The organism is Nonomuraea sp. NPDC050790, from assembly GCF_044456745.1.
Taxonomy (GTDB): domain Bacteria; phylum Actinomycetota; class Actinomycetes; order Streptosporangiales; family Streptosporangiaceae; genus Nonomuraea.
This window is the reverse complement of record NZ_JBITGF010000008.1, coordinates 134,585-155,415: the sequence shown is the minus strand read 5'-3', so window position 1 is coordinate 155,415 and position 20,831 is coordinate 134,585. Positions and strand designations below refer to the sequence as shown.

The 20,831-nt window shown below is 72.9% G+C and carries 20 protein-coding genes; 5 read left to right on the top strand and 15 right to left on the bottom strand.

Annotation, left to right across the window (positions count from 1 at the left end; translation table 11 throughout):
• Window positions 1-67: 67 nt before the first annotated feature.
• Genes ACIBEJ_RS36895 through ACIBEJ_RS36865 form a run of 7 tightly spaced genes read right to left on the bottom strand, consistent with a single transcriptional unit; the run spans window position 68 to window position 5,743 of the window.
• Window positions 68-1,237 carry an RNA polymerase sigma factor gene (locus tag ACIBEJ_RS36895; protein WP_397187568.1) on the bottom strand — a complete coding sequence of 390 codons (1,170 nt, stop codon included), beginning with the start codon at window positions 1,235-1,237 and terminating at the stop codon, window positions 68-70.
• Window positions 1,234-1,578, bottom strand: a complete 345-nt coding sequence (locus ACIBEJ_RS36890) for a YciI family protein (protein WP_397187567.1) — start codon at window positions 1,576-1,578, stop codon at window positions 1,234-1,236. Before ACIBEJ_RS36890 ends, ACIBEJ_RS36895 begins: the two co-directional genes overlap by 4 nt.
• Window positions 1,575-1,907, bottom strand: a complete 333-nt coding sequence (locus ACIBEJ_RS36885) for a YciI family protein (RefSeq protein WP_397187566.1) — start codon at window positions 1,905-1,907, stop codon at window positions 1,575-1,577. The genes ACIBEJ_RS36890 and ACIBEJ_RS36885 overlap by 4 nt, the downstream gene beginning before the upstream one ends.
• Before the next feature lie 14 nt (window positions 1,908-1,921).
• The gene (locus ACIBEJ_RS36880) at window positions 1,922-2,497 is read right to left on the bottom strand and encodes a hypothetical protein (protein ID WP_397187565.1); all 576 of its coding nucleotides are present in this window, start codon (window positions 2,495-2,497) and stop codon (window positions 1,922-1,924) included.
• A gap of 14 nt (window positions 2,498-2,511) precedes the next feature.
• A complete protein-coding gene (locus tag ACIBEJ_RS36875; RefSeq protein WP_397187564.1) occupies window positions 2,512-3,270 on the bottom strand; it encodes a MerR family transcriptional regulator in 759 nt (252 codons plus the stop codon).
• Window positions 3,271-3,303: 33 nt separating this feature from the next.
• On the bottom strand, window positions 3,304-3,669 hold the full coding sequence (locus tag ACIBEJ_RS36870; RefSeq protein WP_397187563.1) for a hypothetical protein: 366 nt from the start codon (window positions 3,667-3,669) through the stop codon (window positions 3,304-3,306).
• A 52-nt stretch (window positions 3,670-3,721) separates the two neighbouring features.
• The gene (locus ACIBEJ_RS36865; protein ID WP_397187562.1) at window positions 3,722-5,743 is read right to left on the bottom strand and encodes a HelD family protein; all 2,022 of its coding nucleotides are present in this window, start codon (window positions 5,741-5,743) and stop codon (window positions 3,722-3,724) included.
• Window positions 5,744-5,791: 48 nt separating this feature from the next.
• Between ACIBEJ_RS36865 and ACIBEJ_RS36860 the strand changes: the two genes are divergently transcribed.
• Window positions 5,792-6,424 carry a TetR family transcriptional regulator gene (locus ACIBEJ_RS36860; RefSeq protein ID WP_397187561.1) on the top strand — a complete coding sequence of 211 codons (633 nt, stop codon included), beginning with the start codon at window positions 5,792-5,794 and terminating at the stop codon, window positions 6,422-6,424.
• A gap of 4 nt (window positions 6,425-6,428) precedes the next feature.
• On the top strand, window positions 6,429-7,097 hold the full coding sequence (locus ACIBEJ_RS36855; RefSeq protein WP_397187560.1) for an NUDIX hydrolase: 669 nt from the start codon (window positions 6,429-6,431) through the stop codon (window positions 7,095-7,097).
• An 85-nt stretch (window positions 7,098-7,182) separates the two neighbouring features.
• On the opposite strand, the gene ACIBEJ_RS36850 is transcribed toward ACIBEJ_RS36855, so the two are convergent.
• On the bottom strand, window positions 7,183-10,944 hold the full coding sequence (locus tag ACIBEJ_RS36850; protein WP_397187559.1) for a hypothetical protein: 3,762 nt from the start codon (window positions 10,942-10,944) through the stop codon (window positions 7,183-7,185).
• 167 nt (window positions 10,945-11,111) lie between these two features.
• Between ACIBEJ_RS36850 and ACIBEJ_RS36845 the strand changes: the two genes are divergently transcribed.
• Window positions 11,112-11,537: a hypothetical protein gene (locus tag ACIBEJ_RS36845; protein WP_397187558.1), complete on the top strand. Its 426-nt coding sequence runs from the start codon at window positions 11,112-11,114 to the stop codon at window positions 11,535-11,537.
• A 298-nt stretch (window positions 11,538-11,835) separates the two neighbouring features.
• Here ACIBEJ_RS36845 and ACIBEJ_RS36840 read toward each other — a convergent pair whose 3' ends face one another.
• The 3 genes from ACIBEJ_RS36840 to ACIBEJ_RS36830 form a co-directional block, all read right to left on the bottom strand.
• Entirely contained in the window at window positions 11,836-12,486 is a 651-nt protein-coding gene (locus tag ACIBEJ_RS36840; protein ID WP_397187557.1) for a lysophospholipid acyltransferase family protein, read from the bottom strand.
• Between the two features lie 153 nt (window positions 12,487-12,639).
• On the bottom strand, window positions 12,640-13,569 hold the full coding sequence (locus tag ACIBEJ_RS36835; protein WP_397187556.1) for an HD domain-containing protein: 930 nt from the start codon (window positions 13,567-13,569) through the stop codon (window positions 12,640-12,642).
• Window positions 13,566-13,892 carry a PadR family transcriptional regulator gene (locus ACIBEJ_RS36830; RefSeq protein ID WP_397187555.1) on the bottom strand — a complete coding sequence of 109 codons (327 nt, stop codon included), beginning with the start codon at window positions 13,890-13,892 and terminating at the stop codon, window positions 13,566-13,568. The genes ACIBEJ_RS36835 and ACIBEJ_RS36830 overlap by 4 nt, the downstream gene beginning before the upstream one ends.
• 490 nt (window positions 13,893-14,382) lie before the next feature.
• Between ACIBEJ_RS36830 and ACIBEJ_RS36825 the strand changes: the two genes are divergently transcribed.
• Window positions 14,383-15,072 (top strand): hypothetical protein, encoded by a 690-nt coding sequence (locus ACIBEJ_RS36825; RefSeq protein WP_397187554.1) that lies wholly within the window; start codon window positions 14,383-14,385, stop codon window positions 15,070-15,072.
• A 17-nt stretch (window positions 15,073-15,089) separates the two neighbouring features.
• Here ACIBEJ_RS36825 and ACIBEJ_RS36820 read toward each other — a convergent pair whose 3' ends face one another.
• The 4 genes from ACIBEJ_RS36820 to ACIBEJ_RS36805 all read right to left on the bottom strand — a co-directional run bounded on the left by ACIBEJ_RS36820 (window position 15,090) and on the right by ACIBEJ_RS36805 (window position 20,078).
• Window positions 15,090-16,277: an aspartyl protease family protein gene (locus ACIBEJ_RS36820; protein WP_397187553.1), complete on the bottom strand. Its 1,188-nt coding sequence runs from the start codon at window positions 16,275-16,277 to the stop codon at window positions 15,090-15,092.
• A complete protein-coding gene (locus ACIBEJ_RS36815; protein WP_397187552.1) occupies window positions 16,274-16,852 on the bottom strand; it encodes an ArsR/SmtB family transcription factor in 579 nt (192 codons plus the stop codon). The genes ACIBEJ_RS36820 and ACIBEJ_RS36815 overlap by 4 nt, the downstream gene beginning before the upstream one ends.
• A gap of 289 nt (window positions 16,853-17,141) precedes the next feature.
• The gene (locus ACIBEJ_RS36810) at window positions 17,142-19,259 is read right to left on the bottom strand and encodes a hypothetical protein (RefSeq protein WP_397187551.1); all 2,118 of its coding nucleotides are present in this window, start codon (window positions 19,257-19,259) and stop codon (window positions 17,142-17,144) included.
• Window positions 19,260-19,328: 69 nt separating this feature from the next.
• On the bottom strand, window positions 19,329-20,078 hold the full coding sequence (locus ACIBEJ_RS36805; protein ID WP_397187550.1) for an SDR family oxidoreductase: 750 nt from the start codon (window positions 20,076-20,078) through the stop codon (window positions 19,329-19,331).
• A 94-nt stretch (window positions 20,079-20,172) separates the two neighbouring features.
• On the opposite strand from ACIBEJ_RS36805, the gene ACIBEJ_RS36800 reads away from it, so the two are divergent.
• Entirely contained in the window at window positions 20,173-20,784 is a 612-nt protein-coding gene (locus ACIBEJ_RS36800; RefSeq protein WP_397187549.1) for a TetR/AcrR family transcriptional regulator, read from the top strand.
• The last annotated feature ends 47 nt before the right edge of the window (window positions 20,785-20,831 follow it).

The following is a 20,831-nucleotide window of genomic DNA, read 5'->3' as shown; positions in this document are numbered from 1 at the left end:
TCCCGGTGACAGCAAACATGCAGCCGTCCGGCTGCCTTTTCACGATAGGCAGCCGGGCGGTTGCATGTCAAGAACGCAGGGCCGCGCGCCGGGACTGCAGGAACTCGCGCTCCGGCGCCGTCCCCACCAGCGCCAGCGCCTTGCCGTACTCCTCCACCGCCTCCTCCAGCCGGCCCAGCCGGCGCAGCAGCTCCGCGCGGGTCGCCGGGAGCAGGTGATGGCGCGGCAGGTGCTCCTCCAGGCCCGCCAGCAGCTCCAGCCCGTCCGCGGGCCCCTGGGCCTCGGCCACCGCGACCGCCCGGTTCAGGCGGACCACCGCCGATCCGGTCAGCGCCTCCAGCAGCTCGTAGAGCTGGGCGATCGCCGTCCAGTCGGTGTCGCGCGGATCGGCGGCGCAGGCGTGCTCGGCCGCGATCGCCGCCTGCACCTGGTACGGGCCGGGCGGCCCCGGCCGGAGCAGGCTCAGGGCCTCGGCGATCTCCTCGCGGTACCAGCGCCCGCGGTCCTGCTCGGCCAGCGTCACGATGCGCCCCCGCTCGTCCAGCCGGGCATCGCGGCGCGCGTGGTGCAGCATCATCAGCGCCGGCAGCGCGCCGACCTCGCTGTCGTCCGGCATCAGCTCGGCCAGCATCCTGGCCAGGGCGATCGCCTGCTCCGCCGGTTCGGTGCGGATCAGGTCCTCGCCCTCCGCCGCCGCGTACCCCTCGGTGAAGATCAGGTAGAGCACGGCCAGCACCCCGTCGCGGCGCGCGGCCAGCTCGGGGCCGGACGGCACGCGGTACGGGATGCCCGCCTGACTGATCTTCTTCTTGGCACGCGTGATCCTGGCCGCCATCGTCGCCTCGCCGACCAGGAACAACCGGGCGATCTGCCGCGTGCTCAGCCCGCCCACGCAGCGCAGCGTCAGCGCCACCCGCGCCTCCATCGACAGCGCCGGGTGGCAGCAGGTGAAGATCAGGCTGAGCAGGTCGTCGCCCGCCTGCGGCTCGTCCACGACCAGCAGCGGCAGCTTGCGAGCCGCCACCGCCATCCGGCGCAGCCGCGAGACCGCCCGCCGCCGGGCCGAGGTCAGCAGCCACGCCGGCGGGTTGTCCGGCACCGGCGGCCAGGACGCGACCGCGGCGGCGAAGGCGTCCTGCAGCGACTCCTCGGCCAGGTCGAGGTCGCGCAGCTCGGCGGTGAGGATGGCGAGCAGGCGCGCCCAGTGCTCGCGGTACGCCTGCTCGACGGCGGTCATCCCGAGTACTCCACCACCGGCCGCACCTCCACGATCCGCTCCGGGCAGGCGGTCGCCAGCTCGATCGCCTCGTCCAGGTCCTTGGCCTCGATGAGGTAGTAGCCGCCCAGGTGCTCGACGGTCTCCACGAACGGCCCGTCGGTGCGCAGCGTCTCCGCCTCGCCCCTGCGCAGGCATACGGCCTCGCCCGGCGCGCCCAGCTCCTCGCCCTCCAGGAAGGAGCCGCGGTTCTTGAGCATCTCGATGAACGCGCCGTGGCGGGCGATGCCCTCCTGGATCTGCTCCGGGGTGGCGCTGGCCCACTCGGCGGCGTTGCCGTACAGCAGCAGGGCGTACTTCATGACGCGCACCTCCTGATCTCCACGTCGGAGGGCATGGCCGCGGCCAGCTCGATCGCCTCGTCCAGGTCCCTGGCCGCCACGATCTGGTAGCCGGAGATCTGCTCCACGGTCTCGGCATAGGGCCCGTCGGTGATGAGGACCTGGTCGCCGTTCTTCCTGACCGTGGTGGCGGTGGAGGAGTGGGCCAGCTCGTGCCCGGCCAGGTTCGCCCCGCGCTCGTTGAGCATCGCGGTGTAGGCGCCCCACCGGGCGTAGACGGCGGCACGCTCCTCGGGTCCAGCCTGCGACCACGGCCTCTCGTCGCCCATGACGAGCAGCATGTACTTCATGGGTCTGTCTCCCTTCAGTCACTGCCATGACGCGCGGGCGGCGCGGAAATCGACAGCGTCCGGAGGAATTCTCGCGGATCGTCGGCGAACAATCTGATCACACCAGCCTCCCCGGTACGGCCCAGCGGCCGCACGACCGTCACCGGCTCCGCCAGCTCCAGCACGACGTTGGTGCGCGAGTCGACGACCAGGTCCAGGCGCCCGTCCTCCAGGACGACGAACCCGGAGTCGTGGATCCGGCTGCCGGCCCGCGCCGAGACGATCAGCTCGCGGGGGATGCGCAGGTCGAAGGCGGCTCCTTGGCGCAGCCGTACCTCGTGCTCGTCCACCACGTGCGGACGCGCGCGGGCGGCGGCGATCATGCCGAGGCAGGCGAGCACGAGGTAGACGTGCATGACGGTCAGGATCGGCCAGTCCAGCCACAACTCCAGCGCCACGCCCTCGATCACGATCCCGAACAGGAACAGCCACATCGTGATCCCCCCGCCCGCGTGGTAAGAGATCGCCACCTGGCCCGGTCCGACGCCGTGCCGGCGGCCCAGCACCCAGTAGCCGAGGCTGGCCAGAGCGCGCAGTTCGTGCGCCAGCATGCGGCGCGCCACCCTCACGGCTTGCTCAGCAGGTGCATGACGCGGCGGATGACGACCGCCTGACCGGGCGTCAGGTCGGCGACGAAGGCCCGCACGAACGGATCCTCCTCGCCGGGGATCGGCAGGCCGTCGGCGGGCATGAGCTCGCGCGGCGTCAGCTCGATGAGCCGCCAGGCCAGTTCCTCCACCCGGGGGTCGTCCTCGTCGGGAACGATGTCGGCGAACGCGTCGAGCTCGGCGTAGACGGCGGCGGCCCGGGCGTGGAACTCGGGGTCGGCCTCCGGCAGGGCCAGGACGGGGTCGACGAAGCCGGCCCGCCGATCCGCGGGCATCGAGGTGTCCAGCAGCGCCAGAAGCTCGCGGTCGCGGGCGGCCATACCGCCGCCGGCCTGGGGCAGCCGCCCGAGGACGCGCGCCATCTCGGGCGAGAGCGCGTCGTCGGGGTGCAGGCTCTCCTGCTCCAGCAGCGTGGCCAGGCGCGCCCGCCGCTCCTTGATCTCGGACTCCTGCCTGGCCAGGTCGGCGTCGAGCTCGGTCAGCACCTCACGCAGCTCGCGGCCGTGCTGGTCGGCCAGTACGTCGCGGATCTCCTCCAGCGACAGCCCCAGCTCCGACAGCCGCCGGATGCGCGACAGGACGACGGCGTCGCGTAGCGTGTACTGGCGGTAGCCGTTGGCCCGCCGTTCCGGCTCCGGCAGCAGGCCGAGCTGGTGGTAGTGGCGCACCGCCCTGGTCGAGACGCCGGCCAGGGCGGCGAGTTCTCCTATCCGCATACCTCCATGAAAAACCCTGACGCTACGTCAAGGTCAACCCGCCATGCTCCGGACCACCAGGAGGCCGATGAGCATGCCGAGGATCATGGTGACGCCTGAGGTGACCGCGGCCCACTTGCCGAGCGACTCGCCCCGGGTGTGGCCGACGATGCCGAGCACGATCCCGATCAGCCCGAACAGGATCGGGATGAACAGCAGCGCGACCGCCGCCATCACGAACGCGATGATGGACAGCACCTGGGTGCCCGAGCCGCTCTTGGGCGGCTGGCCGCCGTAGGGGGCCTGGCCGTAGGGCTGCTCGTAGGGCGGAGCCGGCCCCGGTTGCTGGGGCGGGGGCGACCACTGCGGCTCCCGGGCGTTCGGGTCGTCGCCCTGGGGCGGGTTCTGCGGTGTGGTCATAGGACTGCTCCTAGGTGTGGACCCCCGAAAGTCGTGCCTGTCAGGACTCATCTCACACCGAACGCGCATGTCCTGTCGAGTACGTGGTGATCAAAGGGTCTGGCAGCGGGCGGGCGTGCAGCACGTCCAGCCGGGACACGGCCCGGGTCAGCGCCACGTACAGGCGGTTGAGCCCGCGCGCCTCGGCCTCGGCGATCTCGGCGGGCTCGGCGACGATCACGTGGTCGTACTCCAGCCCCTTGGCCGCCGAGGCGGGCACCAGGCTGACCCGGCACGCGGCGGCGCCGCCCGAGCCGGGCTCGACGAGCGTGGCGTCCAGGCCGGCGTTCCACAGCGCCGCGCGCAGCCCGTCCACGGCCGGGTCGGCGGCGATCACGCCGACCGAGCCCTCCAGCTCCAGCGCCCGCCGCACCGCCGCCACGACCGCCGCCGGCAGGTCGGGCGCCTCCCGCACGCTGAGCGCGCCGTCGCGGCGGAGGGAACGCGTCGCGGGCACCCCCGCCTCCAGCGCGGCCAGCAGCCGGTTGGCCAGCTCCACCACCGCCGCGGGCACGCGGAAGCCGGTCGTCAGCTCGACCGTGCGCGCCTCCGGCTTGCCCAGTGCGGCGAGCTGGTCGGCCCACCCGCGCGCCGCCCACGGCGTCGTGGCCTGGGCCAGGTCGCCCAGGACGGTCAGCGAGCCGTGCTCGCTGCGCCGGGCGATGGCGCGGCACTGCATGGGCGAAAGATCCTGCGCCTCGTCGACGATCACGTGCCCGTATCCGGCCGGCCGCTCCATGAGCCCGGCCAGCTCGTCCAGCAGCACCGCGTCGGCGGCCGTCCAGCGGGCGCTCTTGTACGAACGCGGCGGGCGCGCCCAGGTGATCGCCGCGATCTCGTGCTCCTCCAGCACGCCCGCGGCGGCCGGCGCGGGGTCGGTGAGCAGCTCGGCCAGCACCTGCTCGGGCTTGGGCGCCGGCCAGACCGCGTCCAGGAACGGCGTGACCTGCCGGCCCGCCTTCCTCGTCCAGGCCGCGGTGACGAGGTGCCCGCGCAGCTCGGCCTGGCGGATCACGCGCGCCATGATCCGCGAGCGCACGCGCTCGCGCCCCGTCAGGTACGGCAGGCGCTCGCGCCGCGTGTCGTCCACGATCCGCCGCAACTCCTCCTCGGGCACCCGCCACCGCGCCGCCCCGTCGGTCACCACCACCGGCTCGACCGGCCGGGCGATCCGGTCGTAAAGCGCCCGGCGCAGCACCCGGGCCATCCGCGCGTCGTGCTTGACCGCCGCCGCGTGCGGCGGGTCGGCGGCCCGTGCCTCGGCGCCGCCGAGCAGCTCCTCCAGCGTCGTCTGCTCCACCTCCACCTCGCCCAGCGCGGGCAGCACCGCGGAGATGTAGCCGATGAAGGCCCGGTTGGGCCCGAGCACCAGCACGCCGGAGCGTTCCAGCCGTGCCCGGTGCGCATACAGCAGGTACGCCGCCCGATGCAGCCCCACCGCCGTCTTCCCGGTGCCCGGCGCGCCCTGCACGCACACCGACTCGCCCACCCCGACCCGTACCAGGTCGTCCTGTTCGGGCTGGATGGTGGCCACGATGTCGCGCATGGGTCCCACGCGCGGCCGTTCGATCTCGGCGGCCAGGATCGTGCCGCCGCCCTGCTCGCCCCGGCCCAGGTCCTCGTCCTCGAACCCGGTCAGGCGCAGCCCCGACCACCCGTAGCGGCGCCGGGTGGCCACGCCCTGGAGGTCGCGGGCGCCGGCCCGGTAGAAGGCGCGCGAGACCGGCGCCCGCCAGTCGATGACCAGCGGCACGCCGCCGTGCTCGCCGGGGATGTGGCGGCGGCCGATGTAGTAGGAGCGCCCGGCGTGCTCGCCCTGGCCGAACGCCAGCCGGCCGAAGAACGGCGGCCCGTCCGGCTCCTCGCCGAGCTCCTTGGCCAGGCTCTTGAGGTAGCGGCCCAGGCGCTCGGCGCTGTAGCGGTCGCCGGCGACGCTCTCGCCGATGATGACGTTCTCCCGTGCCCCCGCCAGCATGCGCCGCAGCCCCGCGCGGCACGCCTCGACGTAGTCACGCTCCTGGTCCAGCGCGCTCATCCAACTCCCTTAACTCGGTTAAGTTATTAACCAGGTTAACATAGGGGCATGACGGGACTACGCCAGCGCAAGCGGCAGCAGGTACACGAGGCGATCTCGGCGGCGGCCATCACGCTGTTCCTGGAGCGCGGCTTCGACGAGGTGTCCGTGGCCGAGGTGGCCGCCGCCGCCGGCGTCTCCAAGCCCACGCTCTTCAAGTACTTCGCCACCAAGGAGGACCTCGTCGTCCACCGCATCGCCGACCACCAGGGCGAGGCCGCCCGGGTCGTGCGCGCCGCCGGCGGCGACCCCGTGGCCGCCCTGCACGCCCACTTCGTGGACGGACTGGCCCGCCGCGACCCGGTCACCGGCCTCAACGACCACCCCGAGGTGCTCGCCTTCCACCGCATGGTCTTCGACACGCCCAGCCTGGCCGCCCGCGTCGCCGTGTACACGGCCGCCGACGAGGCCGCCCTCGCCGCCGCCCTGACCGGGCCCTTCGACGAGCTGTCGGCCGCGCTGCTGGCCGCCCAGGCGCTGGCCGCGCAGCGGGTGCTGGCCCGCCGTACGTGGCTGGAGCTGGCTCGCGGCCGCACCGCCGCCGAGGTCCACCCCGAGGCGGTGGCCGCCGCCGACCGCTCCTTCCACCGCCTCTCCCACGCCTTCGAGGTACGGCCCGCCGCCTCGGAGATGAGATCCTGAGCAGGTGTTCGAGGCGTTAGAGGCGAAGGTACGGGCCAACCTGGAGGGCTTCGAGCGCCGCGCGGTGCCACGGGCCGAGGGGTTGCGGTTGGCAGAGCCGGTGGCCGAGGGGCTGGGCCGGGCAGAGCCGGGGGCCGAGGGGCGGGGCCGGGCGGCGGGGGTCGAGGGGTTGCGTGGGGCGGCGGTGACGGTGTGCGTGCTGGAGGGGCGCGAGCCGTACCTGATCCTGATCAGGCGCGCGCCGCGCGGGCGCAACGCGGGACAGTGGGCGCTGCCGGGCGGGCGGCTCGACGACGGCGAGGGGCCCGTGGAGGGGGCGCTGCGCGAGCTGGCCGAGGAGACCGGGATCAGCGGGGTGCGGGTGGCCGGGCTGCTGGACGACTTCGTCACCGACTCCGGGTTCGTGATCACCCCGGTGGTGGCCTTCGGGGGCCGTCAGCGGGCCGTGCCCGACCCCCGTGAGGTCGCCTCCGTGCACGAGGTCCCGCTGGAACGCCTGCTGGCCCCGGGCGTGCCGCGCTGGCGCGGGCCCCTGCTGCAGATGCCGCTGGGACCCGAGATCGTGGTGCACGCGCCGACGGGCGCGATCCTGTGGCAGTTCGCCGAGGTGTGCCTGCGCGGCCGCGAGCTGCGCGTCTTCGACGTCGCCCAGCCCGCCTGGACCAGAACCTGACCCCCACTTAGCCCCGCCCCCGCAGGAGGGGGGCTGAACGGCGATCAGCCAGGCGCGCCCCGCAAGGGCGAGGGCTGAGTGGTGGTCAGCCTCGTGGCGAGCAGGGCGGCTGGAAGGCCACGCCGCTCACGTGTTTGCGCCACTCCGGCTCGGTGATCGGCTCGCCGGACTCCCCGCAGAGCCTGGCCGCGATCCGTTCCGGTTCCACCTCCCACAGCCGCACGTCGCCGCCCGCGCTGGCCAGCGTGCCGCCGTCCGCGCTGAAGGCCAGCTCCGTGTAGCTCTCGCCCGGACTGTTGACCGCCACCTGGAGCCTCGGCGCGGCGGGGTCGGCGATGTCCCAGAGCCACAGGTGTCCCGCGCCGGTACCGGCGGCCAGCATGCCGTCGCGCGGGTCGAAGGCCACGGCGAAGACCCGACCGTCCGGGCCGGTCAGTGGCGCGCCCGCCAGCACCGGCGCGGCCCCCTCGCCCAGCCGCCACAGCCGGATGGTCCCCGAGGCGTTCCCGGCGGCCAGCAACTTCCCGCCGTGGCTGAAGGCGACCGAACGCACGTCGTCGCCCAGCGCGGTCAGCAGCGTCGTGGCCCGTCCCGGCGCCCGCGCGTCCCACAGCGCCACCACCCCGCCCTGGGTCGCCGCCGCCAGCCGCCGCCCGTCCGGGCTGAAGGCGACCGCGAAGACCTGCCCGGAGCCCGGGTTCAGCGTGGCGAGCGCCCGCCAGGTGCGCGCGTCCCACAGCCGCACCGTGCCGTCGTCGCTGCCCGCCGCCAGCAGCCCGCCGTCGGGACTGAACGCCACGCCCTGCACCAGCGCCGACGGCCCCAGCAGCGTGGCGCGGCGCACCGGCCGCCGCGGGTCGGTGATGTCCCACAGCAGGACGGCGTTGCCCAGCCGCGTGCCCCCGGCCAGCGTGCGGCCGTCCGGGCTGATCGCCACGGTGCTGCCCATCCGGTCGTACGGCGGCGGCGCGGTCAGCGGCGGGCTCACCGGAGTGGGACGCCGGCCGGTCACGTCCCACAGCCTGATGTCACCCGCGGCGGCGGCCAGCATGGCGGAGCCGCCGCGGAAGGCCACGTTGTCGATCGGGTGCTCGCTCGCCTTGATCACCGGTCCAGGCAGGTCCCAGACGCGGGCCACGCCGTCGGCGCCGCCGGTGACGACGAGGCGGTCGCCGTTCCTGAACTGCACGGCCGTCACGGGCTCGGGGTGCGGCAGCAGCCCGACCACGCGCCCGCTGGCCACCTCCCACACCCGCGCGCTGTTGTCGGCGCTGCCCACGCCCAGCAGACGTCCGTCCGAGCTGAAGGAGACCACGTTCACCCACACGCTCACCTCCGCCACGAGCGGCCGCCCGAACGGCTCGGGCCGGTCGGGGCGGGCGGTGTCCCACAACCGCACCGAGCCGTCGTTGCTGCCGACCGCGACCAGGTCGCCGTGGTAGGCGAGGGCGTTCACCCGGCTCGGCAACGGCAGCGGCGGGCCCGCGGGCCGTGTCCTGGCCGGGTCGCCGGTGTCCCAGAGCCGCAGGGAGCCCTCGGTGTCGGTGCCGCTGCCCGCCGCCAGCACCCGCCCGTCGGGCCGGAACGCCAGCGCCCGCACTGCCGGGGGCGCGCTGGCCGGATCCTTCGAGCCGCTCGTGCCTGTCTTGCCGTCCGGGCCTTTCGCGTCGCCTGGGCTCTTCGTGCTGTCCGGGCTGTCGGGGCCTTTTGTGCTGTTGGGGCTGGTCAGGGCGGGGCCGAGGGTGGTGGTGCGCAGGTCCCACAGGCGGATCGTGCCGTCGCGGCTGCCGATGGCCAGGGTCTGACCCGATGGGCTGAAGTCGAGCGCGTAGACGGTGTCGGCCGGGCCGGTGATCGGCGGGCCCAGCGGCCTGGCGTGTGCCGGGTCTGCCACGTCCCAGAGGCGGACGGTGCGGTCCTTGCCGCCGGTGGCCAGGATCCTGCCGTCCGGGCTGAACGCCACCGCGTAGATCGAACTCATGTGCCCGGTGAGCGGCGGGCCGAGCCGTACCGGATGGCGGGGGTCGGACAGATCCCACAGCAGGACGGTGCTGTCGGTCACGGCCGCGCCCGCCGCGGCCAGCAGCCGCCCCGACGGCGAGGTCGCGACGGCCTGCAGCGCCCGGCTCGGGCGCACCAGCCGGGTGACCGCGGGCGCGCCGGCCGCCTCGACCAGCCCCGAGCGGGCCTCGACGGTCGGCGCGAGCCGGTAGGCGGCGACCGCGAGCTGGGCGGCGAGCACGGGGTCGGTGCCGCGCAGCCGGGCCGCCGTCATGGTCATGGTCCGCGAGATCGCCATGTCCCGCGCCTGGTCGGCCTCCACCCGCTTCCACTGGGAGTACGCCGCCAGCCCGCCCGCCAGCACGGCCAGCACGGTCAGCGCGGCCAGCAGCTGGTGGAGGTGGCGGTTCCTGCGCCGGTGCTGCTGGAGGCTGACGTCGAGGAAGCGTTGCTCCAGCGGGTTGAGCTGGGCGCGGTGCGCAGGCTCGCCGGCCCATTCGCGCGCCGCCTCCAGCCGCCCGCCTCGGTAGAGGGCGCCGGGGTCGCGTTCGCCCGCCTCCCAGGACTGGGCGTCCTGGGTGAGGCGGCGCAGCACGCGCAGTCCCGCCCGGTCGGCGTCGATCCACGAGCGCAGCCTCGGCCACGCCGACAGCAGGGTCTCGTGGCTGATCTGCACGGAGCCGGCGTCCACGGTCAGCAGCCGGCGCCGCACGAAATGATCCAGGACCGGCCCCGCCTCCTCGGCCAGTTCGTCCCGCGTGACCCGGCGCCGGGTGTCGGCGGTGTCGGCGCCGATGTGCGTCAGCCGCAGGAACACCTGCCTGGCCAGCTCCTGCTGGGCGGGCGTCAGCTCGCCGTAGACGGACTCGGCCGTGGCGGCCACCGCGCCCCGCAGCCCGCCGCTGGCCCGGTAGTGCTCGACGGTCATCCTGCGGCCACGGGAGTTCTCCCAGGTGGCCAGCAGCGTGTGCGAGAGCAGGGGGAGCGCGCCGGCCTCGTGCGGGGCGCTCTCGCGCAGCAGCAACTCGACCAGCCCGGGATCGAGGTCGAGGCGGGCGCGGCGGGCCGGTCCCTCGATGGCCTGGCGCAACTGGCTCTCGGTCATCGGCCCCACCACGAGCTGACGCGACTGCAGCGCGCCGGCCAGCACCGGATGCCGCAGCGCGTGCGGATAGAAGTCGGCCCGCATCCCGACCACGACCGGCGCCGACTCGGCCAGCTCCGCCAGTTCGCCCACGAACCGCAGCCGCTCGCCGTCGCTCAGCCCCGAGGTGAAGACCTCCTCGAACTGGTCGACGATCACCACCCCGCCGCCGCCCGGCGGCCGCGGGCTCCCGCCGGGCTCCAGCAGCGTCCAGGACGGCAGCGCCGGGATCAGCCCGGCCCGCAGCAGCGACGACTTGCCCGATCCCGACGGCCCGACCACCATCGTCAGCCCCGGCGACACCTGGTCGACCAGCTTCCTGGTCAGCTCCTGCCGCCCGAAGAACCAGCCGGCGTCCTCCGGCTGGAAACACTCCAGTCCGCGGTACGGCGCCGCCTCCCCGGCCGGTCGCCGCCCCGGAGCCCGCCGGGCCCGCAACAGCGCCAGCACCCACCGCTCACGCTGCTCGGGATCGGTGACCCCGCAGATGAGCAGGACCTTCTCGTACTGGTCGGCCTGCGAGGCCAGCGGCACGTTCGCCCCGCGGAACCACCCGCCCAGCGTGCCGTAGGGCATGTCGACGGCCTTGCCGATCTCCCTGATGGTCCTGCGCGCCGTGTTGCGCAGGAGCGTGAGCTCGCGAGCGAGATCCTCGCGCGTGGTGACCCGGTCGGGGTCGGGCCGATCTAAGCCATCGGGCATGCCATCCTCCGCGGAACCGGCGCGACGTCGCCCTAATAGTGGCGGAGTGCCGAACCCTTTTGTGCGGCCTTGTGCGGACAATTCGCGACCCGTTGCCGCTCGCCCCGGAGATCGCTTTCGCTGGCCTCGATCGGTAGCCCACACCTGCTCGAATCACGGGGAGAGACATGCGCACACGCATCAAAAGGACCCTGGCCGTGCTCGCGACGACGCTCGCGAGCGCCGCGGCCCTGTTAACCGCGAACCCGGCGCCGGCCAGCGCCGACCCCTGGGGGTGGCGCTGGTGCGCCCCCAGCTACGTGATCCTCGACTGCGTCGTCAACCAGGCCGGCTCACAGTCCGGCGCCATCGAGCCGCACAACCCGGAGGGCTGGCTCTACGTCCGCTACAACGCGATCAACGTGGCGTCCTGCTACCTGAACTTCTGGTACACGGACCGGACGACCGGCCAGGAACGGTTCTTCGGCGGTAGGTGGGCCTTCCCCATCGCCAGGTCCACCAAGATCACCGGCCTGAACCCGTCGCGGTACTACGACGTGCGGGTCGCGGCGGTCAACTGCACGGCTTACGTGAGGGTCCAGAACTACACATAGAAGACGGCGGGGGCCGGCCGGGGACGAACAACCCTGTCCCCGGCTTTCCGCATACCCGACGCCACCTGGCACGGGGGCTCGGGGCGCTGGCTCACTTGGGCCGTTGCGGTGGCGCGTTCGTCCGACGTGAGAAGCGATCCCCACGATCTGCGCCCGCGCACGGCGGCGGGTGGGGGTGGGGCGGCTTGCCGTACGGGATGGGGCTTGCGGCGGCGAGTCACCACAACGGGACGGCACCGCGGACGAGGCTTGTGACGGCGAGCCGCCACAACGGGACGGCACCGCGCGCGGAGAACCGCTACGAGGCGGCTTTGAAAGAAGAGGCGTACTGGGGGACGTAGTCTTGGCCGGAGAGGCGCTGGATGGCCGACATGATGTCGTCCGTGACGCGGCGCCGGTCGCGGGCGTTCTTGTAGTCGCCCTCGAACCGCATCGGCTCGCCGATCGTGATCCCCACCCTGGCCGGGCGCGGGACCTTGGCGCCCACCGGCATCACCTTCTCCGTCCCCGACAGCGCCACCGGCAGCACCGGCTTGCCCGTCTTGAGCGCCAGCCACGCCACCCCGATCTTGCCCCGGTACAGGCGTCCGTCGGGGGAGCGCGTGCCCTCGGGGTGGATGCCGAACAGTCCGCCGTCCTCAAGGATCTCGGCGGCGGCGTCGAGCATGGCCTGGGCCGCGTGCGCGCTGTCGCGGTCGGTCGGCAGGCTTCCGCCCAGTCGCATGAACCACTGGGAGACCGGGTTGCCGGAGAAGTACTCGCTCTTGGCGGCGAAGGTCACGTGGCGTGGCAGCAGCGCGGGCAGCAGGAACGAGTCGATCATCGACAGGTGGTTGGCGGCCAGGATGGCTCCGCCGGTCCTGGGGACGTTCGACCCACCCGAGATGTGCGGGCGGCACATGACGTTCGCGAGGGGGGTGGCGGCGAACTTGACCACTTGGTACAGCAACAGGTCTCCTGATTCGATCTCGCTCCGGCGCACCCCACCATAAAGCAGGCGCCCCACCCGATGTGCGGTATCGAATCGTCCCTGATCTGCGGTGGAGTCCGGCCACCCTGCAACGTTGATCATTCCGTGAAATATTCCTGAACGCCGCCGGTCTCACTCCCCGCCGGCCTGGCGGGACAGGCCGAGCCTCGCGCGCAGGCGGCTGACGCCGGCGTGCAGGACGGGCGGCACGGTGATCAGGATGGCCACCGCGTCGCCGACGCTGTTCCGCGCGGTCTCCATGATCATCCAGCCTACGAGCAGGCCGAGGGGAGCCCACGTGCGCAGGTTCGAGCGCAGGATCCATCGCAGCACGCCTGGCAGCCGTCCGGGGGAGCGCCTCAGGGTCAGCGCGAGCGCGGGCATGCCGTACATCAGCCCGAACACGAAGCGCGTCCGGGTACGGCGGGCCGCCACCCCCTCCAGCTCACCGAGCCATTCGTCCAGATAGCTCACCCGGTGCGCCCTCGGCAGGAGCAGCGACCCCACGGCGAGCACCCGGTTGCCCGGCAGATGGCGGCGGGCGATCGACTCGAGCTCCTCCGCGACGGCCCGCAGGCCGAGACGTTCGGCGAGCGGCGCGATGACCTCCAGCGTCTGCCGGCTCTTGAGCTGCCGCTTCGCCTGGTCGAAGGGATGAATCGTGCGCATGTTGTGCAGGCGGTCGAGCACCTTCAGCGCCAGCACGCGCTCGTCGGCGGCGTCGATCGCCTCCCGGTCGTGCCGGCTGTCGAGGTCGGTCATGCCCTGGACCAGCGCGGTGATCTCGTCGCCGAACTCCGCGCGGATGCGCGCGGCGTCGCACTCCGTGTCCTCGAGAACGTCGTGCATCAGCGCCGCGCAGATGGTGTCGCAGTCCATCCCCGCGTCGGCGGCGATCTCCGCCACGGCCATCGGGTGGGTGATGTAGGGGTCGCCGCTCTTGCGCAACTGACCCGCGTGGTGAACGGCGGCCAGCTCGTACGCGCGCCGGATCCTGTCCCGGTCGGCGGCGCTGAAGCCGGCGGGCAGGCGGCCCAGCAGCGGGGCCACGAGGCCGGTCATGGCGTCGCCGTCCTGAGGTTCAGGATCGCCCGCGACCGCTCGGCCCGATCGAGGGCCGCCCGCGCGCGCACCGCGCCCTCCTCGGTCAGGACGTAGTAGTACCGGGCGCGCCGCCCTTCGGCGAGGTGCTCGGCGGGCGACTCCTTGTGGCGCTCGAGCCAGCCGAAGGTGCGCTCCAGCCGGGCCAGGATCGGGTAGACGGTCCCCGAGTGCTGGCCCGTGCGCTCACACAGCTCCAGCCCGTAACGCCGCCTGGCCGGATCGGACAGCAGCACGCGCAGGATCAGCATCGTCTGCAGGGTCATGTGCGGGTCTTCCGCCATGTGTCGAACTCTAGACATCCACCACCGAGCGTGACATCCCTGTCCAGGTGACAACCACCTGCCCTCGATCAGGGCATCACGCCGGGCTGATCGGTGACGCCGATCTCGAGCAGCAGGTAGGGCCTAGTGACTCCAGGCCTCCTCCGGGTCGGCCGGCTGGCCAGGGAGGGTTTCGGCGCCGATGTCGTCGGCCGGCTCGCGGGCAGCCGTCTCGGAACGACGAAGGGCGCCCCACGTGATGTGGGGCGCCCTTGCAGGTCGTCTAGGCCGCTGTGGCGGTCGCCTCCTCGGCGAGAGGCACAACACGGCTCCAGCCGAACGGTATTCCGTGAAGGCGGTAATTTGCGGCCCGGGGGACACAAACCACAGCGGCAACTCGAGTTAAGCACACGGCTGGCCGTGGAAGGTAATCGTTGGCGGGGTCATTGCCCGATCGTGGCCGGGCGGCCGTCGGTGACCGGCGCGTACCGCCTTGGATAAGGTCGCGCGCATGCGATCAAGTTACCTCGGCTGGGACGACGCGGTGAGCCTGTTCGAGCGGCGCGGGCTGCCGAAGGAGACGTACGAGAACCTCTACGAGGAGGAGTACATCCTGGTGCCGGGCCCCGCCACGGTCACCGGCGAGCTCCCCCTCGACGACCACGAGCGGACCCCGTGGCGGGACGACACCCCCGAGGCCGCCACCGGCTACGTCGTGGACGGGGACCTGGTCGTCGACGGGAACGTGATCGACGTGGACTACGGCGACGCCGCGCTCATCGTCCTCGGTGACCTGCGGGCCAGGGACCTCTACCTGGCCGGTGACACCAAGCTGATCGTGACCGGCGACGTGACCGCCGAGACCTTCGTGGGCGACATGACCGGCAACCTGGTGATGATCCACGGCAACCTGCGGGCCAAGGTCTCGATCTTCTGGAACGAGTTCTGCCCGGACCTGGTCGCCGGCACCCTTTTCGGCAGAACCGTCGTTCCCCCCTACCTCGACCTGTCCACGGCCCCCATCGGCGCCCTGGCCGACCCCACCTCCGGCACCCCGCTGAGCCGCCTCCTCGCCCCCGAACTCCTGATCACCGGCGCCCCCGGCCCTGACGACCTGCCGGAGGCGGGCATCCGCGGCGACGTCCTGCGCGAACGCCTCCTGAACGGCCTCCCCCTGACCGCCGGTTCAGCCACGTCCTGAGCACATGCCGGAGACGTTCACGATCCGTCGCGGTGTTCTGGCTTCTCCAAGGGGCCGTGGGAGAGCCCGGACGTGAAGGTGTATTCGTGGCGGTCGAAGTCGAGGGTCCAGGCGTACCGGGACAGGAACGCCTGGGAGAGGAGACCGTTCACCTTCACCCCGCCCAGCTCCGACCAGGGCGCCCGGCGGCCGGGCGCGATCGCCAGCAGGTGTCCGTCCTGCTCCAGCGGGCCGAGCCGTAGCGGGCGGGTGGCGTTGTGGTGGGTGCCGGACAGCTCGCCGGGCGTCAGGCCCCAGGAGCGGTACTGGCTCCTGGTCGCCAGGACGGCGGCCTGGCGCAGCGTGTCGCCGTCCTGCAGCAGGTGGACCAGACCGGAGTCGACGAAGAAGGTCAGGTCGCGTTCGCCGTAGCCGCCTGCGGCGAACATGAAGTGATCGCCCCACAGATGGAACGGCATGCGCGTGCCACCGGCCGGGACAACCGATCCTCGGGGGGCCAGCAGGAGCCGGGACTCCGGGGTGTCGATGGTGGGCAGGAAGCGCCGTAGCAGGCAGGTGCCCATGATGACGAGGTCCTGCGGGCCGGTGAGCGTGGGCAGGATGTCGACGGGGACGTTGGTGAGCACCGTCCCGCCCAGGTTCAGCTCGTCGGCGAGGCCGGCGCGGGCGGGCGCGGCGGTGATGCCGTGGAAGCGGCGCCCGTTCGCGATCGACTCGACGCCCGCCGCGGCGGCCCGTGCGGGGCCCATCACCAGGAACGTGCCGCCGGTGTCGAGGTGCAGGAGCGTGCGGCGGCCGTTGAGCGTGGCCTGTACGGCCGGCAGGTAGGGGGCCAGCGGCTGGTCGGCGAACGGCAGCTCGACCGGGCCGGCCGCCTTCACCGTCATCGGGCGTTCGTGGCGTAAGGCCACATGCGGCGGGACGCGGCGACGCCTGCGGCGCAGGTGCTCCCACGCCTGGCCGGGCTGGTCGAGGTGCAGCCAGGCGTCGGCGATCGGCAGGTCCAGAGCGCGGGGACGGCGGCGGAGGCGGCTGTAGCGGTTCAGCGCCTTTGCCAGCCGGCCGCGGACGAGATCGGTCAGGAGCGCCAGGTGCTCGTCCCCGGCCGCGGTGGCGAGCCGTGCGGCCGCGTCGATGTCGCCGGTCCGCCAGGCGGTCCGGGCGGCGGCTCTGGTCGTGGCCGTCGCCGGCCTGCGCGGCGTCATGGGAGCTCCTGTCCGCTCGTGCCCGGCCCGCTGCCGGGGGAGTGATCGCCCGGCCGGAGGTCGAGCGCGGCGGACAGGATGGCCAGCAGGGGGACGACGGCCTGCGGATACAGCTCGTAGGCCCCCCGCCGCCGCTGGGTGACCAGCCCGGCGCGCTGCAGCTCGCGCAGGTGGTGGTACAGGTGCCCGGTCGAGCTGTCCCCGCCGAGCGTCTCCTGCAACTCGGCGGAGGTACGCGTGCCGCCGACGAGCCTCCCGAGGAGCGCCAGCCGGGCGGGGCTGCCCATCGCCTCCAGCACCGCGGCGGCGGGCGCCCATCCGGCGGCCAGGAGGTCGCCGACCTCGCGCTGCCCGGCCCACGAGTACTCCAGGCCGTTGACGTGGACCGCCCCCTGGTAGGCGACCGTGCCCGCGCTCCCGTCCGCGGTGGCCCGCTCGCGGAAGTGCTGGGCGAGCTCCAGGGCCGACGCGCCAGGCGGTGCGCCGGGTGTGCTGGCGGGTTCGGCGGCTGGCATCCCGGCCTGCCGTTCCAGCCGGGCGATCCGCCGTTCCAACGCCGTCAGGCGGTCCTCCATGGATCCCCCAACCACGATATTCCGATATTTCGTAAAATCGTAGATCGATGGACCGGAGGCGGACAAGAGTTTCCGGGCATGCGGAGCCGCGGCACGAGTACACGCGCGCACGAAGGTGACGGCAGCGGAAGATCAACCGATGCCGGGGATTGCCGCGTACGTCTCGGCGCCTGCCGCGGCAAGGCGCCGCCGTACCGGAGGAAAAGGGTGCGAGGAAAGCGGAAAGGCTAGAGATTCATTGAAAAGATGAAGAAGGAAGCCCTCCCATGGCCTCGCGATCTTCACACTATCAGGCGGGGATCAGCTCGTGCAGCGTCGTAGGCGTGTACACCCGCGCCCCCTCCGGCAGGTCGTCCGGCCGGTGCAGCCCGATGTAGGTGGTGTGCGAACCGGACGTTTGCCTGGCCCGCAGCAGGTCGGCGAGGTAGCGGACGCGCAGGTGGTCGCGTTCGACGATCGAGCGCACCAGAAGGGAAGCGGTGACCCGGTTGCCCTCGACCCGGTTGAAGGACGGATGGCCCTTCAGGTAGAGGTGCAGCCACTTCACCCGCCACTCACCCTGCTCGTCGCGCAGGAACACCAGCGGCAGCGCGACCCGCCCGGAACCACGCAGGTCCGACTTCATGCGCACGGTACGCGGCTCGAACGGCCGCCCGTCCTGGTCGGCGTCCCGGCTCATGTAGCCGAAGAACGCCTCGGCGGCCTCGTCGAACTCCTCGCCGTCGAAGATGTTGACCTGCGGGATGATGATCGGCCGGGTCGCCTGGGCGAGGCGGATGTCAATGAACTCGCTCGCCCCCTCGGGGGCCTCGGTGAGGTCGCCGGAGTACTCGGCGAACCCGTTGCGGTAGTTCGTCCACGAGATGTGCTCGGGGTTGCCGTAGGCGGTGTCCAGCATCAGCGCCGACAGGTCGTAGTCGGTGCGGTCCTCGGCCTGCCGCCAGTACACGAAGAAGCGCAGAAGCTCCCCGTCCACCGGCGACAGCGAGCCGCGCGGCAGCATGCCGAGCCCGGGCGTGACGGACATGCCGGACAGCGGCAGCGCCACGTCGAGCGCGTCGGGGTCGACGATCAGCGTGCCCAGGTCGGGCAGGCGCCTGCTGATCTCCTCATCCAGTACGGCTGCCGCCTGCGCCAGCACGTCCTCCCGCAGCGGAGGGCGGAGATCGGGCGCCGCCCAGGCCCGGCCGTGCCGGTTGGCGAAGGTCCGGCCCGCGACGGGGGTCAGCCGGTTCTGCAGGTGCTCGCGCAGCGACAGCAGTACCCGCCCGGAGGCGCCCGCGACGGCCCGCTCGGCCGCGTCGAGGACGGCGGCGGGCGACGGCGCGGTGCGCAGGAGATGGTCGAGGCGGCGCAGCAGCGCGCCCGGCGCCCGCTCCAGCAGGGCGACGGCGTCGCTCGTGCGGCCCTGCGAGAGGGCGGCCTCGACCTGGCTGTCGAAACTGCGCACCGCGCGGCCGCCCCGGGCCACCTCGAAGACGCGCGCGGCCCTGGGGAAGCGGCGCGCGTACTCGCCCGCGTGCAGGCGTTCCCCGAGCCGCTTCCACTGCTCGCGGTGGCGCGGCACGTCGCCCAGCTTGGCCGGGGTGGCGACCGCGTCCAGCGCCTGGAGCAGGGCCCGGCGCTCACCGCGGGGGAAGGAGCGGAAGGCGGTCGGCACGGCGAGGGTGACGTCGCCGCCGGAACTGCCGCAGGCCAGCCGGAGTACGTCGGTGACCGTGTCGACGAGCAGCGGACGGCCCGCCGCCAGGCGCGTCTCGTTGATGACCGCCCGGTTCTCCCGCACGGGGATGTGCTCGGGCTCGTCGCCGCAGAACGCGGCCAGGCCGCGCAGCACCTCCAGATCCTCGGCGGGCAGCGGAACCGGCGAGACCGCCAGCGACAGGTAGAGCTCGCGGGCCTCCGCCTCGACGCTGCCGCCGAGCTCCAGGACCGTCACCCGGTCGCCGGCCGCCGGGACCAGTTCGGCGTGCGCGGCCAGGAGGTCGGCGTAGGTGTGCCGGTAGCGGCCGTAGCCGGGTAGTTCGAGCAGGTTCAGCGTGGCGGGCCGGACCCGGGCGGCGGCGACGGGGTCGAGCATCGCCTCCCGCAGCAGGCCGACCCAGAACTCGATCGTGTCGGGCACGTTCTTCGGGAAGTCGATGAAGTACGCGTTGTGCGCCACGTGGTCGCCGACCAGGTGGCGCACGGCGGCCAGCACGCGTACACCGAGGTCGAGCACGGTCTCGCCGCGAAGGCTCGCCAGACGGTCGAGCAGGGCCGCCGAGCACTTGAAGCCGGCGCTGAGCAGCGCGGCGTCGAGCTGGCGGGCGGCGACCTCGCCCCAGCCCGGGTGGGAACCGGCCGGGACGTCGCCGATCGGGACGCGCAGCCGTCGGGCGATCACGAGCCCCTCAAGATTGTCCACGTGCGCACCTTATAGGCGAGTAAGCCCGATACGCTGGCCCTTTTCCTGCCGCTGAAGGGCCGGAGGAGTTCAGATCTGGTTCAGGCCGCCGTCCACGTACAGGCTGGAACCGGTGACGAAGCTGCTCTGCGCCGAGGCGAGGAACGTGACGGCGGCGGCGATCTCCTCCGGGCGCCCCAGCCGGCCCAGGGGCACCTGCCCGGCCACGTGCCCCCTGAAGATCGCGGCCTGGTCCGGATCGGGAGCGAGCCCCGACAGACCGGGGGTGTCGGTCGGGCCCGGGGTGACGGTGTTGACCCGGATGCCGCGTCCCTTGAGCTCGTTGGCCCAGGTCCGGGCGAAGGATCGCGTGGCGGCCTTGGTGGCCGAGTACACGCCGAGCGCCTCCGGGCCGGAGTCCACGTTGGTGGAACCGTTCAGGATCACCGAAGCGCCGTCGTTGAGCAGCGGCAGCGCCTTCTGCACGGTGAACAGCAGGCCCCGGACGTTGATGCCGAAGAGGGTGTCGAAGTGCTCCTCGGTGACCTCCTCCAGCGTCACGAACTTGACGACCGACGCGTTGGCGAACAGGACGTCCAGGCCCCGCCCCCGGTCGCGGACCGTGTCGTAGAGCCGGTCCAGGTCGGCCGGGTCGGCGATGTCGCCGATCACCGGGGTGGCCGACGAGCCGATGACCTCGACGGCCGCGTCGAACTCGGTCTTGCGCCGGCCGGTGATGAACACGTGCGCGCCCTCCTCGGCCATCCGTACGGCGGTGGCCAGGCCGATTCCGGTGCTGCCCCCGGTGACGAGTGCGGTCTTGTCCTCAAGCAGTCCCATGTGGGTCGCCTCTTCCGAATTCTGTAGCGATCGATGCGGAATTTCACCGTAGCACTTTCTGCAGCGATCGATACAGAAGGGGTAGGCTGCGGGGGTGGCAACCAGACAGAGCGGCCCCGTCGGCCGGCCGCGGGGATTCGACGCCGAGGAGACGCTTGAGCGCGCCATGCTGGTCTTCTGGGAGCACGGTTACGAGGGCGCCAGCCTCGCCATGCTGACCGAGGCGATGGGCATCTCCACCACCAGCATGTACGCCGCCTTCGGCAACAAGGAGGAGCTGTTCCGCAAGGCGGTGGAGCGCTACACGGAGGGCCCGAGCGCGTATCTGGCCCGAGCCCTGGGCGAGCCGACCGCCGCCGGCGTGGCCGCGGCGATCCTGGCCGGCGTGATTCACACCACCACCCGCCCGGCCCATCCTCAAGGGTGTCTGGGCGTCCAGGGCGCCCTGGCCACCGGCGACTCCGGGCAACCGGCCCGTGACCTTCTCGCCGCCTGGCGCAACGACGGCTGCACCCGCGTCCGGGAACGGTTCCAGCGTGCCGCCGACGACGGCGACCTGCCTCCGGGGGCCGATCCGGTGGTCCTGGCCCGCTATGTCACCACGTTGGCCTTCGGCATCGCCGTACAGGCGGCGAGCGGCGTCGGCCGGGACGAACTCCAGGCCATGGCCGACGCCGCCCTCCGCACCTGGCCACTCACGCCGTGACGCGCGGGGCAACGGGGTCGCCGCGAACCGTCCGAGGACCTCGATCG